This is a genomic window from Silanimonas sp., assembly GCF_027531545.1.
Taxonomy (GTDB): domain Bacteria; phylum Pseudomonadota; class Gammaproteobacteria; order Xanthomonadales; family Xanthomonadaceae; genus Silanimonas.
In genome coordinates this window covers 456,392-471,588 of the sequence record NZ_JAPZSC010000001.1, presented here as the reverse complement: position 1 = coordinate 471,588, position 15,197 = coordinate 456,392, and the positions used below count along the sequence as shown (strand labels likewise).

At 70.8% G+C, this 15,197-nt stretch carries 10 protein-coding genes; 4 read left to right on the top strand and 6 right to left on the bottom strand.

The window, feature by feature from the left end:
• Window positions 1-21 precede the first annotated feature (21 nt).
• Window positions 22-2,223, bottom strand: coding sequence for a primosomal protein N' (locus O9280_RS02100; RefSeq protein WP_298338152.1), 2,202 nt, complete (start codon window positions 2,221-2,223; stop codon window positions 22-24).
• Window positions 2,224-2,740: 517 nt separating this feature from the next.
• On the opposite strand from O9280_RS02100, the gene O9280_RS02095 reads away from it, so the two are divergent.
• A complete protein-coding gene (locus O9280_RS02095; protein WP_298338150.1) occupies window positions 2,741-4,201 on the top strand; it encodes a DUF3106 domain-containing protein in 1,461 nt (486 codons plus the stop codon).
• A 38-nt stretch (window positions 4,202-4,239) separates the two neighbouring features.
• Here the strand turns inward: O9280_RS02095 and O9280_RS02090 are convergent, their stop codons facing one another.
• Window positions 4,240-5,436 carry a DUF3667 domain-containing protein gene (locus O9280_RS02090; protein WP_298338148.1) on the bottom strand — a complete coding sequence of 399 codons (1,197 nt, stop codon included), beginning with the start codon at window positions 5,434-5,436 and terminating at the stop codon, window positions 4,240-4,242.
• A 43-nt stretch (window positions 5,437-5,479) separates the two neighbouring features.
• Here O9280_RS02090 and O9280_RS02085 point away from each other — a divergent pair, with 43 nt between their 5' ends.
• Both O9280_RS02085 and sppA read left to right on the top strand, forming a co-directional pair.
• The gene (locus tag O9280_RS02085; protein ID WP_298338146.1) at window positions 5,480-6,883 is read left to right on the top strand and encodes an MATE family efflux transporter; all 1,404 of its coding nucleotides are present in this window, start codon (window positions 5,480-5,482) and stop codon (window positions 6,881-6,883) included.
• Window positions 6,884-6,919: 36 nt separating this feature from the next.
• Entirely contained in the window at window positions 6,920-8,782 is a 1,863-nt protein-coding gene (gene sppA / locus O9280_RS02080) for a signal peptide peptidase SppA (RefSeq protein ID WP_298338143.1), read from the top strand.
• Between the two features lie 102 nt (window positions 8,783-8,884).
• Here the strand turns inward: sppA and O9280_RS02075 are convergent, their stop codons facing one another.
• On the bottom strand, window positions 8,885-9,139 hold the full coding sequence (locus tag O9280_RS02075; protein WP_298338367.1) for a hypothetical protein: 255 nt from the start codon (window positions 9,137-9,139) through the stop codon (window positions 8,885-8,887).
• A gap of 138 nt (window positions 9,140-9,277) precedes the next feature.
• Between O9280_RS02075 and O9280_RS02070 the strand changes: the two genes are divergently transcribed.
• Window positions 9,278-10,057 (top strand): SDR family oxidoreductase, encoded by a 780-nt coding sequence (locus O9280_RS02070; protein WP_298338141.1) that lies wholly within the window; start codon window positions 9,278-9,280, stop codon window positions 10,055-10,057.
• Between the two features lie 9 nt (window positions 10,058-10,066).
• On the opposite strand, the gene O9280_RS02065 is transcribed toward O9280_RS02070, so the two are convergent.
• The 3 genes from O9280_RS02065 to O9280_RS02055 form a co-directional block, all read right to left on the bottom strand.
• The gene (locus O9280_RS02065; RefSeq protein WP_298338139.1) at window positions 10,067-10,756 is read right to left on the bottom strand and encodes a DUF4124 domain-containing protein; all 690 of its coding nucleotides are present in this window, start codon (window positions 10,754-10,756) and stop codon (window positions 10,067-10,069) included.
• Between the two features lies 1 nt (window position 10,757).
• Window positions 10,758-12,500, bottom strand: coding sequence for a hypothetical protein (locus tag O9280_RS02060; RefSeq protein WP_298338137.1), 1,743 nt, complete (start codon window positions 12,498-12,500; stop codon window positions 10,758-10,760).
• 131 nt (window positions 12,501-12,631) lie between these two features.
• Window positions 12,632-15,178 carry a DNA topoisomerase I gene (locus O9280_RS02055; RefSeq protein WP_298338135.1) on the bottom strand — a complete coding sequence of 849 codons (2,547 nt, stop codon included), beginning with the start codon at window positions 15,176-15,178 and terminating at the stop codon, window positions 12,632-12,634.
• Between the last annotated feature and the right edge of the window lie 19 nt (window positions 15,179-15,197).

Genomic DNA, 15,197 nt, shown 5'->3' with positions numbered 1-15,197 from the left:
CCTCGGGGTCGTTCGCGGACGTCAGTAGAGGTCGATCGGATCGACGTCGATCGACCAGCGCACGCGGCGCGCCTCCGGCAGCGCGTACCAACCGGAAGCCGCCGCGCCAAGCGCCGCCTGCAGCACGCGACGCTCGTCGGCACGCAGCAGCAGCTGGAAGCGGGCGCGCCCGGCACGTCGCGGCATCGGGGCCGGCACCGGCCCGGCCCAGTCCAGGCCCGGCACGCGTTGGCCATCGCCGGCCGCGCCGAGCAGATGCTGCCGAGCCGCGGTGAGGAAGGCCTCCGCGTCCGTGCCCTCGTTCGCCTCGGCGCGCAGCAGGGCCCAGTGCGCGAACGGCGGCAGCGCGGCGGCCTCGCGTTCGGCCAGCAGGGCGGCCGAGAGCGCCGCGTAGCCGCCGGAGAGCAGCAGGGCCAGCCACGGGTGCTCGGGGTGGTGGGTCTGCAGCATCACCTCGCCGGGTCGCTCACTGCGCCCGGCGCGTCCCGCCACCTGCACCAGCAGCTGGCCGAGCCGTTCGCCGGCGCGGAAGTCGGCGGAGAACAGGCCCTCGTCCATCGACACGACGGCGGACAGCGTGAGCAGGGGTAGGTCGTGGCCCTTCGCCAGCATCTGCGTGCCGACGAAGATGCCGGGGCCGTCGCCGAGCTCGGCCAGCCGCTTCGCGAGGCCGTCCTTCACCGCCGTGGTGTCGCGATCGACGCGGACGATGCGGGCGTCGGGGAAGCGTGCGGCCAGCGCCTCTTCCACGCGCTCGGTGCCTTGCCCCTGCGGCTGCAGGGCGAGGCTGCCGCAGTCGGGGCAGGCGTCGGGCTTCGGGGCGCGGAAACCGCAGTGGTGGCAGATGAGCCTTCGACCCACGCCGTGCACGGTGAGCGGCGCGTCGCAGCGCTTGCAGGGCGCGCTCCAGCCGCAGTCGTGGCACAGCAGCACCGGGGCATAGCCGCGGCGGTTGCGGAACACCAGCGCCTGCTCGCCGCGTTCCAACGTCTTCTCAATTGCGTCCAGAAGCTCCGGTGCGAGGCCCGCTTCGAGCTTGCGCTTGCGCACATCGAGCACGCGCACCGACGGCGCCCGCGCCCCGGCCCGCGCCCGCGCGGGAAGCACCAGCCGCGTGAGCCGTCGGGACAACGCTTGCCGCTGCGTCTCGAGGGCGGGCGTGGCGCTGCCCAGCACCACCGGCACGCCGCAGGCCTGGCCGCGCCAGAGCGCGAGGTCGCGGGCGTGGTAGCGGATGCCGTCCTGCTGCTTGTAGCTGGCGTCGTGCTCCTCGTCGACGAGGATCAGCCCGGCCTCCGGCAGCGGGCAGAACACCGCCGAGCGGGTGCCGACGAGCACGCGGCCTTCGCCGCTGCGCATCGCCGCCCAGGCCCGGGCGCGGGCGCCGTCCGCGAGGCCGGAGTGCATCGCATGCACCTCGACCGGCAGGCCGCGCTGCAGCCGCGCGATGGTCTGCGCCGTGAGGCCGATTTCCGGCACCAGCAGCAGCGCCTGCTTCCCTTGCGCCAGAGCGTGGCGGATGGCCTCGAGGTAGACCTCGGTCTTGCCGGAGCCGGTGACGCCGTCGAGCAGGAAGGGCGCGAAGCCTCGGGCGCCGGTGATCGCCGCCACGGCCCCGGCCTGCGCGTCGTTGAGCGAGACGCCGGCGCCGATGGCTCGCACCGCGGCCGGCATCGGCACGCGCTCTCCGACGCCGCGTTCGGCCAAGCGGCGGGCCGCATCGCGCCATCCCGGGTGTTCGAGGTCAAGCCGCGCTTCGGGCCACGGGGCGTCGCCGGTGGCCGCCCAGGCCTCGGCCAGCGCCCTGGGGCGGCCGGCGCGTAGGGTCTCGAGGCCGGCCCGGCCCGCAGGCGTCAGGCGCCAGCCGAAGGCGCGGTGGTCCACCACGGGCTCGCCATCGCGCAGGGGGCCGGGCAGGGCGGTGGCCCACACCTCGCCGAACGGTGCGTGGTAGTAGCGGCTGGCGAAACCCAGCGTGCCCCAGAGCTCGGCGTCGATAAGGGGATGGGCGTCGAGGCGCTCCAGGACCGGCTTCAGGACGGCGTCGGCCGCCCCGCTCGGACCCACGCCGACCACCACGCCCACGGCGCTGCCGCGGCCGAAGGGCACGCGCACGCGGCAGCCGATCCAGCCCGCGTCCGCCTCCCGGCCTTCGTCGGGGAGGTAGTCGAACGGGGCGGGCAGGGGCCGGGGCAGGGCCACCTGCAGGGTCGTGAGCGGCATGCTGCGAGTGTAGCGGCGGCGTCCGACGCCCCGCAGAGGCCCGCCGGACGTCCTCTCCTCACGCGCTGCGACCTGTAGGTCACTTGCCGCACAGTGCTGCCCATTCGATGAGGTGTGTACGACAAGCTGCTGATTTGAATGGGGTCGTGGCCTTATCCACATGCGCTGTGGATAAGTCTGTGGAATGGCATGGGGTGGGGGCTGCGCAGCCCCGCTGTTTCGCGGCTTCTTTGTGTCTTGATGATTTTTTAGTCAAACTGAAATATCCCTTTTTGATCAATCACTTGAGTTGTGAAAGGGCGCGCGATGCGGGGTGGCTGGCCGCCTGAACGGATCGGGAACCGGTCTCAGGCCGGGGTGTGCACAACTGCGCCCCGCGGAACCCCAACAAAATCGCGGCGGAGCCGCTGTTCGGCCCCCTGTCAACCGGTTGGCGAAAAAAAGTGCGGACTACGGCACAAGCCTGCAGGAGCAAGCGAAACGTGACCTTGTCGACGCCCCTGCCTAGACTCGCGGGGTGAGCTCGACCCCTTCTTCCGCCCTTCCGGCCTTCCTCCGCGGCATCGAGCCGCGCGCCCGCGTGCTCTCCCGCGCCCAGGCCGGTCCGGCCCTCGACGACGAGCGTCTGCTGTCAGAAGTGCGGGAGGAATTCAGCGCCCGCGCGGCGCGCCTCCCATTGGCCGAATGGCCGTTGCGCTACTGGGGCCTGCTGCTGGCTCGCGACGAGCTCGGCCGCCCTTCCGGCCAGACCCCGGCGCATCCGCTCTACAGCCTGACCCACACGCGTCGGCTCGCGCTGCTGCTGCGTCTGGTGGTCGGCCTGGAGCCGGCCGGTGCCGCTCGCGTCATGGGCTTGTCGGAAACCGCCTACCGCGCGCTCTGGGCCGATGCGGAAGACAAACTGGCCGAACAGGGCGTGGGGCCGGCCGTGTTGATGCGCTGGCACGAGGCCTTCCAGCGCGAGGCGCGGGGCGAAGCCGCGTCCGCCGATGCGCCGCCGCGAACGCCGGCGCGCCATTCTGCGCCGATGGGGCGGCCTCGCGGGCCGCGCTGGCGCCCGACGCCCCTGCAATGGGGGCTCGGGGCGGTGGCGCTGGTCCTGCTGGCCGTTTTGGCCGCGACCTTCATCTGGCCCCCGGCACCGATCGTGCCGGCCACGGCCGCCGGCTCGGCCGATGCCGCCCCGACGACCCTCGATGCTTCGCCCGGATCGTCGCCCCGCGACATGGCGGCGGAGCTGGTCGTGGATCCCGATTTCGCCCTGCTCGACGCGGACCCGGCTGCGCCCTGGCGCGAGGGCGTCGCTTTCCTGAGCTGGGCGACCGTGCAGCGTGGCGTGGCCCTGCCGACGCCGGCCGACCCCTCCCCGGCCGCGGCCCGGCCCTGGGGCAGCCTGCCGGCGGACCGACAGGCCCTGCTGGCTCCGGTCCAGGCGGCGTGGCCGGCGCTGGACGCGGCCGCGCAGGCGGACCTGCTGGCCAATGCCGAGGCGTGGGCCGGCTACGAGACCGCACGCCGCGAGGCCCTGCGCACGGCCTATGCCGCCTGGGTGCAGCGGCCGGCGCTGGAGCGCTCCGCATTGCGCGCCGCCCACGCCGAGTGGAAGGCGCTGGATGCCGGAGAGCGCGAAGCGCTGACGGCCACGGCCGCTGCGCTGGCGGCCCTGCCGGTCGAGGCGCAGCAAGCGCAGCAGGCGGCCTTCGCCGTCTTGGATGCGCAATCCCAACGCGATTGGGCCGTCGGCCCCCGGCTGGGCACCCAGTTGCCGGGACTGCGACCCCTGCTGGCCTTCGTGCCGGCCAGCGAGCAGGCGGCCCTGATCGCCGCGCTCGAGGCCCTGGGCGAGCCGACCCGCGCCGCGCTGGCGGCGCGCGTGGCCACGATGGGGACGGCGCAGCGAGCCGCGCTTCGCGGCAAGGTCCTGGCGGCTCCGGCGGACGCCCGCCCCGGCCTGCTGGCCGAGGCGGCGGGGCCCTGAGGTCCGCCGGCCGCGTCAGGCGCGGCGTCTGGGCGACGCTACAGCCAGACCAGTGCCGCCAGCAGCGCGAACACCGCCACCACCGAAAGCAGCAGGATTTCGGCGAAGCCGAGGATCGCGAAGTTCAGGCTGGTCGCGAACCAGCGCTGGCCGTGCACCCGCTTCAGGTGCAGCCACAGGTAGGCGGGGATCCACGCCAAGGCCAGCCACTCCAGCCAGCCCATCGGTGCCGCCAGCCACGCCGGCGACCCGAGCAGCGATTCGAACGACGTCATCGCCATCAGCACCAGCAGCATCGCGCAGACGAAGGCGTGGCCATGCAGCGCGCTGACGAGATGCTCCATGTACAGCCGGCGCTGGTAGACGTAGAGGACCTTCAGCAGCAGTGCGAACACCGGCACCAGCACGAAGAGCGCCGTCGGCAGCGCCGAATAGAACGCGTTGCGCAGCAGGTCGGGATCTTCGCGGACCCGCTTCCAGTTCTGCGGGATGTGCCCGATCTGCACGTTCAGCCAATCGTTGGCGCTCTCCGGCAACGAGTCCACCACCAGCGGGTTCGTTTCTGCGTGCCAAGGCTTGCCGTTGAAGTTGATGTTGGGCGTGTCGGAGTTCTCGTCGACCGAAAGCCCGGGCGAGGACGAATCAACGCCAGGATCGCCGGCCATTGCGGGCGTCGCGCGCAATTCCTCGATCCGCTGCCGGGCGTCGGCCTCGATTTGCTTCTCGGCGGACTCGAGGACCGCCACGACGCCGGGCACGTTCTTCGATTCCTCGCGGCGCGTCGCCATCTCGGTGCGCACTTCCTCCAGCCGGGCCTCCACGCCTTCGACCGTGTCGATCTCCTCGAAGCCCTCGTTGCCATCGGGGTTGATGACCACGGCATCGGTGCCGGCGACCCGCACCGCATCGTCGCGCCCGATCTCGAAGGACGGCGTGGCGAGCTTCGCCGCGAAGAAGGTGCCGATGCACAGGAACACGAACAGCCGCACCGGCGAGACGTAGCGCACGCGGTGCCCTTCGATGTACTCGCGGGTGAGGAAGCCCGGCTTCAGCAGTAGCGCCGGCAGCGTGCGCAGCAGGCGGCCGTCGATGTTGAAGATCGTGTCGGCGACATCGCCGAGGATGGAGCTGAAGTGCCGGACCAGGCCCTTCGTCGGCTGGCCGCAGGCGTAGCAGTGCTCGCCGTACAGGGGCGAACCGCAGTTGCGGCAATGGGCGTCGGTGGGCGTCGTCATCGCCGATATAGTAGGCCCCCGCAGTTCCGATGGTTCCCCTGCCATGCGTCATGACGACGCCCGCCGCGCGCGCCTGAAGCGCGAGCTGCGGGCCACCGCCCTGCTGTCCGCCCCTTTGGTGATCGGGCAGCTGTCCTCGATGGGCATGAACGTCATCGACACCGTGCTGGCCGGCCGCCATGGCACGCAGACCTTGGCGGCCATCGGCGTGGGCGCGCCGGCGTGGTCGGTAGTGATCCTGTTGTGCATCGGCGTGCTGATGGCCGTGCCGCCGTCGGTGGCGCAGCTCGACGGCGCCGGTCGCCGCGGTGAGATCGGCGCCCTGTTCCGGCAGGCGCTGTGGCTGGCGCTGGCCCTCGGCCTCGGCCTGTTCGCGCTGATCCGGCTCGCGCCGGTCGCGTTGTCGAACTTCATCGCGCCCGAGGTGATGCCCGGCGTCACCGGCTTCCTCCATGGCATCAGCTGGGGCGCGCCGGCGTTGGCCCTTTACTTCAGCCTGCGCTACCTCGCCGAAGGCGTGGCCTGGACGGTGCCGACCATGGTGATCGGCGCCGGTGGCCTCGTGCTGCTGTTGCCCCTCGGATGGGCCCTGATGGACGGCGTGGGTCCGCTGCCGGAGCTCGGCGCGGGCGGGCTCGGCCTCGCCACGGCGCTGGTGCTCTGGCTGCAGGTCGCAGTCATGACGGCCACGCTCGCACGCTCGCGGCGCTGTGCGGACCTCGGCCTCTTCGCCCGCTTCGACGCCCCCGATGCGGCGGCCATCGGCCAGTTGCTGAAACTCGGCCTGCCGATGGGGCTGGCGATCTTCATGGAGGGCAGCCTGTTCGTCGCCACGGCCCTTCTGATCGCCACCCTGGGCACCGTGCCGATCGCCGCCCACCAGGTCGCGATCCTCGCGGCCTCCGCGGCCTTCATGGTGCCGCTGGGCGTGGCCATGGGCACCACGGTGCGCGTGGGTCAGGCGGCCGGCGCGGGTGATGCCGAGGGCGTGCGCTGGGCGGCCAAGGCGGGCTGGATCATCGGCTTCGCCACCCAGACGGCCTCGGCGATCGTGTTGGCGCTGGGCGGGGCGTGGATCGCCTCGCTGATCACCGACGACCCGGCGGTCATCGCGATGGCTGCCACGCTGATGCTGTTCGCGGCGGTCTTCCAGTACACCGACGGCCTGCAGGCCATCTCGGCCGGCGCACTGCGCGGCCTGAAGGACACCCGCGTGCCGGCGTGGATCTGCGTGCTCAGCTACTGGGGCCTCGGCCTGCCGGTGGCGATTGGGCTCGGCGGCATCGGCGCCGATGGCGGCACCCGCATCGTCCTCGGCCTCGGCTGGGGCCCGCCGGGCTACTGGGCCGGCCTGATCGTGGGCCTGAGCGTGGCCGCGGTGCTGCTGACCTGGCGCTTCCTCGCGCATTCCTCACGTGACCTTCGGGGCGTGACCGGCGCCGATTGAGCGGCTAAGGTCGGGGCGTCGTTTACGGAGTCCCCCATGGCCACTGTCGATCGTCCCGGTCCCCTGCGTCGCCTGTTCGGCGGTCTGTGGGACGCGCTGAATTTCACCCGCCGCCTCGTTTTCAACCTGCTGTTCCTCACGGTGCTCCTGTTCCTGCTGGTCGCGATCCTTTCGGGCCCGTCGGTGAAGCCGATGCAGGACAAGAGCGCCCTCGTGCTCGAGCTCGGTGGCCGCCTCGTCGAAGAAGCGCGCTCGCCGGCGCAGAAGTTCGAGGAGCAGATCACCGGCGGCGAAGCCATCCCGGAGTTCCAGCTGCGCGACCTGCTGCGCGCCATCGACGGCGCCAAGGACGATCCGAAGATCGACCGCCTCGTGCTGAAGACCGACGGCTTCTCGGCCAGCGGCTTCGCGGCCCTGCGTGAGCTCGGTGACGCCATCGCCGACTTCAAGGCCAGCGGCAAGCAGGTCGTCGCCTGGGGCACCGGCTTCGACCAGGTCGGCTACTACCTCGCGGCGCAGGCCGACGAGATCTACATGGATTCGGAAGGCCTGATCCTCATCGAGGGCCTGGGCCGCTACCGCCCGTACTACCGCGAGCTGCTGGCCGACAAGCTGGGCGTCGACGTGCACCTGTTCCGTGTCGGCGAATACAAGAGCGCCGCCGAGCCCTACATCCTCGACGGCGGCTCGCCGGAAGCGAAGGAAGCCGACCTGTTCTGGATGGGCGACCTCTGGCAGCGCTACCTCGCCGACGTGTCGGCGGCGCGCAAGTTCGAAGGCGCCTCGTTCGAGGCGCTGGTGGCCGAGTTCCCCGCGCGCCTGAAGGCTGCCGGCGGTGACTTCGCCGCGCTCGCGGTCGAGACTAAGATGATCGACGGCACCAAGACCGCCGAAGAGCTCGAAACCCTGCTCGCCGAGCGCGGCGCGGAAGACGAGGAGACGGGCTACCGCCAGGTCGACCTCGACCGCTTCCTGTCACACCTCGGCGCGCCCACGCTGCCGACCGAGTCGGCGCCGGGCATTGGCGTGGTCGTCGCGCAGGGCGGCATCGTCGACGGCGAGCAGCCGGTCGGCGCCGTCGGCGGCGTCAGCACCTCGGCCCTGCTGCGGCAGGCGCGCGAGGACGACGCCATCAAGGCCGTCGTGCTGCGCGTCGATTCGCCCGGTGGTGGCGTCTATCCCTCCGAGCAGATCCGCCGCGAAGTGGAGCTGCTGAAGGGCGCGGGCAAGCCGGTCGTCGTCTCGATGGGCAACGTCGCGGCCTCGGGCGGCTACTGGATCTCGATGAACGCCGACACGATCTACGCCGATCCGTCGACCATCACCGGTTCGATCGGCATCTTCGGCCTGTTCATGAACGGCCCGCGCGCGCTGGAGAAGATCGGCGTGCGCACCGACGGCGTCGGCACCACGCCGTTGGCCGGCGCTTTCGATCCCACCCGCGCCCTCGTGCCGGAAGTGGGCGAGTTGATCCAGACCTTCATCGACCACGGCTACCAGCAGTTCATCGGCAAGGTCGCCACGGCGCGCGAGACCGACGTCGCGGCGATCGACGCCGTGGCCCGCGGCCGCGTGTGGAGCGGTGCGCAGGCGAAGGAGCGCGGCCTCGTCGACGAACTCGGCGGCTTGCGCGATGCGCTGGCGAAGGCGGCTGAGCTCGCGAAGCTCGAGGCCGATGCGCCGCACACCTACCTCACCGCGCCGATGACGCCGTTCGAGCAGTTCCTCGCCGACGTCAACCGCAGTGCCCAGGCCAATGCCTTGCTGGGCCGCGTCGCGCCGGCGCTGGCCTTCCTCGGCGACGAGCATGCCGGCCGCGTGGCCGACGACCTCGCCTTCGTGTTGGATTCGCAGGGCAAGCCCTTCCGGGCCGTCGCGCACTGCTTCTGCGATCTGTAACGCCAACACGGCCCCGGCAGCGGGGCTGGGTGGAACGAAAAACCCCGGCCTGAGGCCGGGGTTTTTCATTGCGCCGTCGCGAGCCGTATATGGTCGCGACGATCAACCGCCCTCGGGCGGCACGGCCTCGCCGCCTTCCGCGGCGTCGATAGCCTCGCGCTGCGCGTCGGCCGCCTGCATCAGCGTGTCCTCGACCGCACGCGCCTTGTCCTGCGGCGCCTGGATCGCATCACGCAGTTCGGTGGCGTCGCCGGCCACGACCTGCGGCGTGGGCTCCTCCTCCGGCACCGGCGTGGGTTCCGCGGGCGTGGGCTCGGGGCTGCAGGCGGCGAGCAACAGCCCCGCAAGCGTGATCATCGCGGCATGGCGGAGTGGCGTCGCGACGAGGCGATGGGCGCGGTCGCGGTTTGCATCGGCAGACGTCGTCGTGGTCATCGCGGATCTCCGTTGGGCCAGCCGCTATCCTAAGCCGACCTGTTCCTGATGGAGTCCGCGATGCCGAATGCCCTCCGCTGGCGCCTCGACGGCCAGGTCGCCCTCGTCACCGGCGCGAGTGCCGGCATCGGCCGCGCCACCGTCGCCGAACTGCTGGGCTTGGGCGCCACCGTGCTGGCCTGCGCGCGCGACATCGACACCCTCGAGGCCGCCGCCGCCGAGTGGCGCGAGGACCACCCCGAGGGCGAAGTGCACTTACTGGCCTGCGATGTCGCCGAGGCGGCGGGGCGCGAGCGCCTGTTCGACTGGATCGACGGCCTGGGCCTCGGGCTCTCGATCCTCGTCAACAACGTCGGCACCAACCAGCGCCGCGCGACGATGGACTACGACGAGGCCGAATGGCGCGCCATCTTCGAGACCAACCTGTTCGCCACATTCGAACTCTGCCGCAGTGCCTATCCGCTGCTGCGCGAACACGCGAACTCGGCCATCGTGAACGTCGGCTCGGTGTCCGGCGCCACGCACGTGCGCACCGGCTCGCCCTACGGCATGAGCAAGGCGGCGATGCACCAGCTCACCCGCAACCTCGCGGTGGAGTGGGCGCCCGAGGGCGTGCGCGTCAACGCGGTGCTGCCCTGGTACATCCGCACGCGGCGCACCTCCACGGTGCTGGCCGATGCCGACTACCTCGAGGAGGTGCTCGACCGCACGCCGATGTCGCGCATTGGCGAGCCGGAGGAAGTGGCCGCGGCCATCGCCTTCCTGTGCCTGCCGGCGTCGGGCTACATCACCGCGCAATGCCTCGCGGTGGATGGCGGGTTCCTCAACTACGGGTTCTGAAGCGCGCCGCTAGTCGCGGCAGTCGTTCTCGACGACGGCCTTGGCGCGATCGCGCTCGCGACGGCGTTGGTCCTGCGTGTCGCTGAAAGCGCGGCGCAGGGCTGACTCCGCGTCCGCCAGTCGCTCTTCCCACGCCGCGCAGGCGGCTTCGCCGCCCAGTTCCACGCAGGCATCCTCGACGGTCCGGCACATCGTCGCCGCCGAGGGTGGCGCGCGCGACAGGTCGACACCGAGCACGGAGAGCGGCACGCAGCGCGGCTGAGGGTCGTAGGTGTCAGAGAGGCGCGAGTGGCCGTTCAGGTCGGTGCAGCGCCAGAGCGGCGGTGGCAGCACGCTCCGCGGCGGCGGCGGGGCTTCGCCCGGTGTGATTCCCGGCTGGGGCACGTCCGTGTTCGCTGAGAGGTCGCCGGTTTCTGATGCACTCGGCACGGTCGCCACCGCGCTCGGTGGCGGCGCGAACGGTGCGATCTCGCGCAACTCCTGCGTCTGGCCGCGCGGGCAGGGTTCGTCCTGAAGCGCGACGGCACCGTCCGCGGCCGTGCAGCGGTAAATCACGCCGGCCGTCGATACGGAAGCCGTCGCCGGGGGCGTCGTCCCCGGCGAGGCGTTCAGGCCGAAGGCGGGCAGCGCCAGCGCGGCCGCCATGACGGCGCGGAGTTGCGCGCCGCCGCGATGCCCGCGCCGACGCGCCGGGCCCACGTCAGAGCTTCGACAGCGTCACCGTGCGGGTCACGGTGCCGTCGTTGAAGGTCAGGGTGGCGGAGGTCGCGGACGTGAAGGTGATCGTGCCGGAGCCCACCCGCGTGTAGGTCACGGAGTTCGGGTTGAACGTCGGCCCCCAATTGGGGCCCGTGGCCCGGTCGAGGTTCGCAAAGACGACGTCGGTGTCGGTCCACGGGGCCTGGAAGCGGTACCACGTCGGCCGGCCTTGGCTGTCGTAGATGAAGAACAGCGCGAACATCTGGCCGGTGAAGTTGAAGACCGTCAGGCCCCAACCGGACTCCGCCGGCACGAACCAGGCGCCGGTGTAGTCCCGACTTGGCCCGCTGTTCGTCGTTGCGCCCAGCCATCGCTGCAGCGACGGGTAGACCTGGTCGAAGCGTGAGTAGTAGTCGACGTTGCTCGCGGCTTCGGATTGCCCGGTGTTTGCGCAGGACGCGCCGCCGCCGGCGAGGCCGCCGCGCAGCTGGTAGTCCGAGCCGCTGAGCGTGAACAGGCCAGAGCCGGAGCTGCCGCCTTCCGTCGTGCCTTCAGCCCAGCTCGAACGGGCCGTGCTGGTGACGATCTGTCCCTCGATGTTGACGTTGGAGGTGAAGCCATTGTGCGTGCCGCGGCTGTACTTCTTGTTGTCACCGGCCGGATGGTGGATGGCGATGGTGGCGGTCGGCGCCGTCAGCGTCGCGGCGTTCCAGCCGGCGAAGAAGGCGCCCGCCGGCGGCGCAAGGCGCAGGCGCAGCAGCAGCGCATCCGTCGACAGCGTTGCGAACAGCAGGTCCGCGCCGCCCGTGAGCTGCGTGTTCGGGCCCGCGTTGGAAACGCCGCAGGTGGGTGTCTCGTAGTTCCAGAACGTGGTGAGTGTGCTGGCTACGGCTTGCGTCGATATGCAGTGAGCCGCGGAGTAGAAGTAGGGCACCTGCGTGGCGGGCACGCTGTCGTTGACCAAGGTGCCCGTGCAGGTGAACGTTCCGCCATCCTGGAACGCCATGCGAGCGACGGCGTTCTTCGCGTTGATGAACGGTTGGCCGAGGCTGCCGGTGCGACAGACGACGTCGATGTTGCAGGCGCCCGAACCACCCAGCGCCTTGGCGAGGTTGAGCGGTCGCAGTGGCGAGGTGACGAGGTGCGACACGCGGCGGGCCTCCGGCGCGAATGTCGTAGCGCCCGCTGGCACAAACAGCTCAAGTCGCTGGGTGTCGCCGTCGGTCACCGGCGACCAGTAAAGGCCCGCGCCGTCAACGCCCGCACGCAAGGCGGCGACGTCGACGAACTCGACGATCCCGCCCGACGCGCTGGCGACCCGCAGCTCGGCGCCGTCCGGCAGGCCGCGCAGATCGAGGCCGACGCGCAGCGCTGCGGCTTCCGGCGAAGTCACGTCGAAGCGCAGCACCCGGCCGCCGCTCACCGGCGTCCATTCCAGGGCTGTGGGCAGCAGGGTCGAGGCCTCGTCAGCGACGTCCCGCTCAATGCCGATCTGCAGGCGCTTGGCGCCGTTGGCGACGTTGTACCGCTGCATGGCGGCCACGCGCTCGGCGTCGAGCGACTGGAAGCGCAACGTGGCCTGAGGCGCCAGGGTGGCGGCCTTGAAGGTATGCGCGATGTCGCGCTTGGCGTTTTCCAGCTTCAGCGGCTCGCCGCGGACGCTCTGGGCGGAAGTGGCCGGCGCAGCCAGGACAGCGAGGCTGGCAAGGACGGCTGCGGCGAGGATCTGGGGACGAAGCGACATCGGAAAACTCCTGATGAACGGCCGTCCGGTGGCCGAGGGGGAGCCTGATGCTACCCCCGGGGCGGCGTGCGCTGCACGCCGCCGGTCGCCACGTTCAGCCGCCGTGGATCCGTCTGAACGGGCCCTTGGGCTCAGGCCTTCGCCGCCGCCTTCTTCGCGGCCGTCTTCTTTACGGGCGCCTTCTTGGCCGCCGCTTTGGTCGCCGCCTTCTTCGCCGGGGTCTTCTTCACGGCGGCTTTCTTCGCCGTCGCCTTCTTCGCCGCCGGAGCCACCTTCACGGCGTCCCCTTCGGGCGCGGCGGCTTTGGTGGCCTTCTTCGCGGGCGCTTTTTTCGCCGCGGCCTTCTTTGCCGCGGCCTTCTTCGCGGCCGCCTTCTTGGCGAAGCGACCCTTGGCCTCCGGCGCGGCCTCGATGATGGCCTTGCACTCCTCGAGCGTCAGCGACGCGGGCTCGCGATCCTTCGGGATCTTGCCGTTCTTGCTGCCGTCGGTGATGTACGGGCCGTAGCGGCCGTTGAGCACTTCGATGCCGGCGTCGTCCCACTTCTTGATGATGCGGTTGGCGACAGCCAGCTCCTTGGCGTCGATGAGTTCCACCGCGCGCTCGAAGCTGATCGTGTACGGGTCGTCTTCCTTGCCCAGCGAGGCGTAGGTGGCGCCGCGCTTGGCGAAGGGGCCGAAGCGGCCGACGGCCACCGTCACCGTCTCGCCGTTCGACACGCCCAGCGTGCGCGGCAGGTCGAAGAGCTTGATCGCCTCATCAAGCGTGATCGTGTGCATGCTCTGCCCGCCGCGCAGCGAGGCGAACTTCGGCTTGTCTTCGTCCTCGGCGCTGCCGATCTGCGCGAACGGCCCGTAGCGCCCGAGGCGCACCGAGACCGGCTTGCCGCTCGTGGGGTCGACGCCGAGCACGCGCGAACCCGAGGCTTCACTGCGCTCGACGCTCTCGCCCTTCTCTTCCACCGTCTTCGAGAATGGCTTCCAGAACTTCTCCAGCAACGGCACCCACTCGGCCTCACCGCGCGAGACCTCGTCGAGCTCGTCCTCGAGCTTGGCGGTGAAGTCGTAGTCGACGTACTGCGTGAAGTGCGCCGAGAGGAATTTGGCCACCGCGCGGCCCACGTCGGTCGGCCGGAAGCGGCGCGCGTCGAGGTAGACGTATTCGCGGTTCAGCAGGGTCTGGATGATGCTGGCGTAGGTCGAGGGGCGGCCGATGCCGTGCTCCTCGAGCGCCTTCACCAGCGAGGCTTCCGAGAAACGCGGCGGCGGCTCGGTGAAGTGCTGGGTGGTGGTGACGTCGGCCAGCGGGATGCGGTCGCCCGGCTTCATGTCGGGCAGCTTGCGACCCTCCTCGTCGTCCTCCTCGCCCTTGGCGTCCTTGCCCTCCTCGTAGACGGCGAGGAAGCCCGGGTCGACGACGGTCGTGCCGCTCACGCGGAAGCCGTGCTGGCTGCCGGCGGCGAGATCGACCGAGACGGTGTTCAGCGTGGCCGGCACCATCTGCGAGGCCAGCGTGCGCTTCCACACCAGCTCGTACAGGCGGCGCTCGTCGTCGGCGAGGAAGCGTGCCACCGAGGCCGGCGTGCGCAGCGCCGAGGTCGGGCGCACGGCCTCGTGGGCTTCCTGCGCGTTCTTCGACTTCGACTGGTAGAGCACCGGCTTGTCGGGCAGGGCCTGGGTGCCGAAGTCGCGGGCGATCACGTCGCGGATCTCGGCCACGGCGTCCACCGACAGGCTCACGCCGTCGGTACGCATGTAGGTGATCAGGCCGACCGTGCCCTCGTCGCCGAGGGCCACGCCCTCGTAGAGCTTCTGCGCCACGCGCATGGTGCGGCTGGTGGAGAAGCCGAGCTTGCGTGCGGCCTCCTGCTGCAGCGTCGAGGTGATGAAGGGCGGCGCCGGGCGGCGCTTGCGCTGCTTGCTCTCGACGTCGGTGACGACCAGCAGCCCTTGCGCGTCCTTGGCGATCCGCGCGCGTGCGGCTTCCGCTGTCTTGCCGTCGGTGATCGTGAACTGCTCGACCTTGCCGCCGTCGAGCTTGGTGAGCTTGGCGATGAAGGGCTGCTTGGGATGCGTGGCGTCGGCGGCGATCGACCAGTACTCGCGCGCCTTGAAGGCTTCGATCTCTTCCTCGCGCTCGACGATCATCCGCAGCGCGGGCGACTGCACCCGGCCGGCGGACAGGCCGCGCTGCACTTTGCGCCAGAGCAGGGGCGAGAGGTTGAAGCCGACGAGGTAGTCGAGGGCACGGCGCGCCTGCTGGGCGTTCACCAGCTCGTCGCTGACCTTGCGCGGGTGCTCCACCGCTTCCTTGATCGCTTTCGGCGTGATTTCGGTGAACACCACGCGGTGCAGGATCTTGTCCTTCAGCAGCTTGCGCTCCTTCAGGATCTCCGCGATGTGCCAGCTGATGGCCTCCCCTTCGCGGTCCGGGTCGGTCGCGAGGTAGATGGCCGTGGCGTCCTTGGCGGCCTTGGTGATCGCGTCGACGTGCTTCTCGTTCTTGTCGATCAGTTCGTAGCGCATGGCGAAGCCGCGCTCGGGATCGACCGCGCCCTCCTTGGGCACGAGGTCGCGGACGTGGCCGTAGCTGGCCAGCACCTGGAAGTCCTTGCCCAGGTACTTGTTGATGGTTTTCGCCTTGGCGGGCGATTCGACGATGAGGAGGTTCTTGGCCATGTCCGGTTTACCGTGAGGG

Coding starts and splice junctions, on each gene's coding strand:
- O9280_RS02070 (WP_298338141.1), top strand. CDS start 9,278: ATGCCGAATGCCCTCCGCTGGCGCCTCGACGGCCAGGTCGCCCTCGTC.
- O9280_RS02075 (WP_298338367.1), bottom strand. CDS start 9,139: ATGATCACGCTTGCGGGGCTGTTGCTCGCCGCCTGCAGCCCCGAGCCC.
- O9280_RS02060 (WP_298338137.1), bottom strand. CDS start 12,500: ATGTCGCTTCGTCCCCAGATCCTCGCCGCAGCCGTCCTTGCCAGCCTC.
- O9280_RS02100 (WP_298338152.1), bottom strand. CDS start 2,223: ATGCCGCTCACGACCCTGCAGGTGGCCCTGCCCCGGCCCCTGCCCGCC.
- O9280_RS02085 (WP_298338146.1), top strand. CDS start 5,480: ATGCGTCATGACGACGCCCGCCGCGCGCGCCTGAAGCGCGAGCTGCGG.
- O9280_RS02090 (WP_298338148.1), bottom strand. CDS start 5,436: ATGACGACGCCCACCGACGCCCATTGCCGCAACTGCGGTTCGCCCCTG.
- O9280_RS02055 (WP_298338135.1), bottom strand. CDS start 15,178: ATGGCCAAGAACCTCCTCATCGTCGAATCGCCCGCCAAGGCGAAAACC.
- sppA (WP_298338143.1), top strand. CDS start 6,920: ATGGCCACTGTCGATCGTCCCGGTCCCCTGCGTCGCCTGTTCGGCGGT.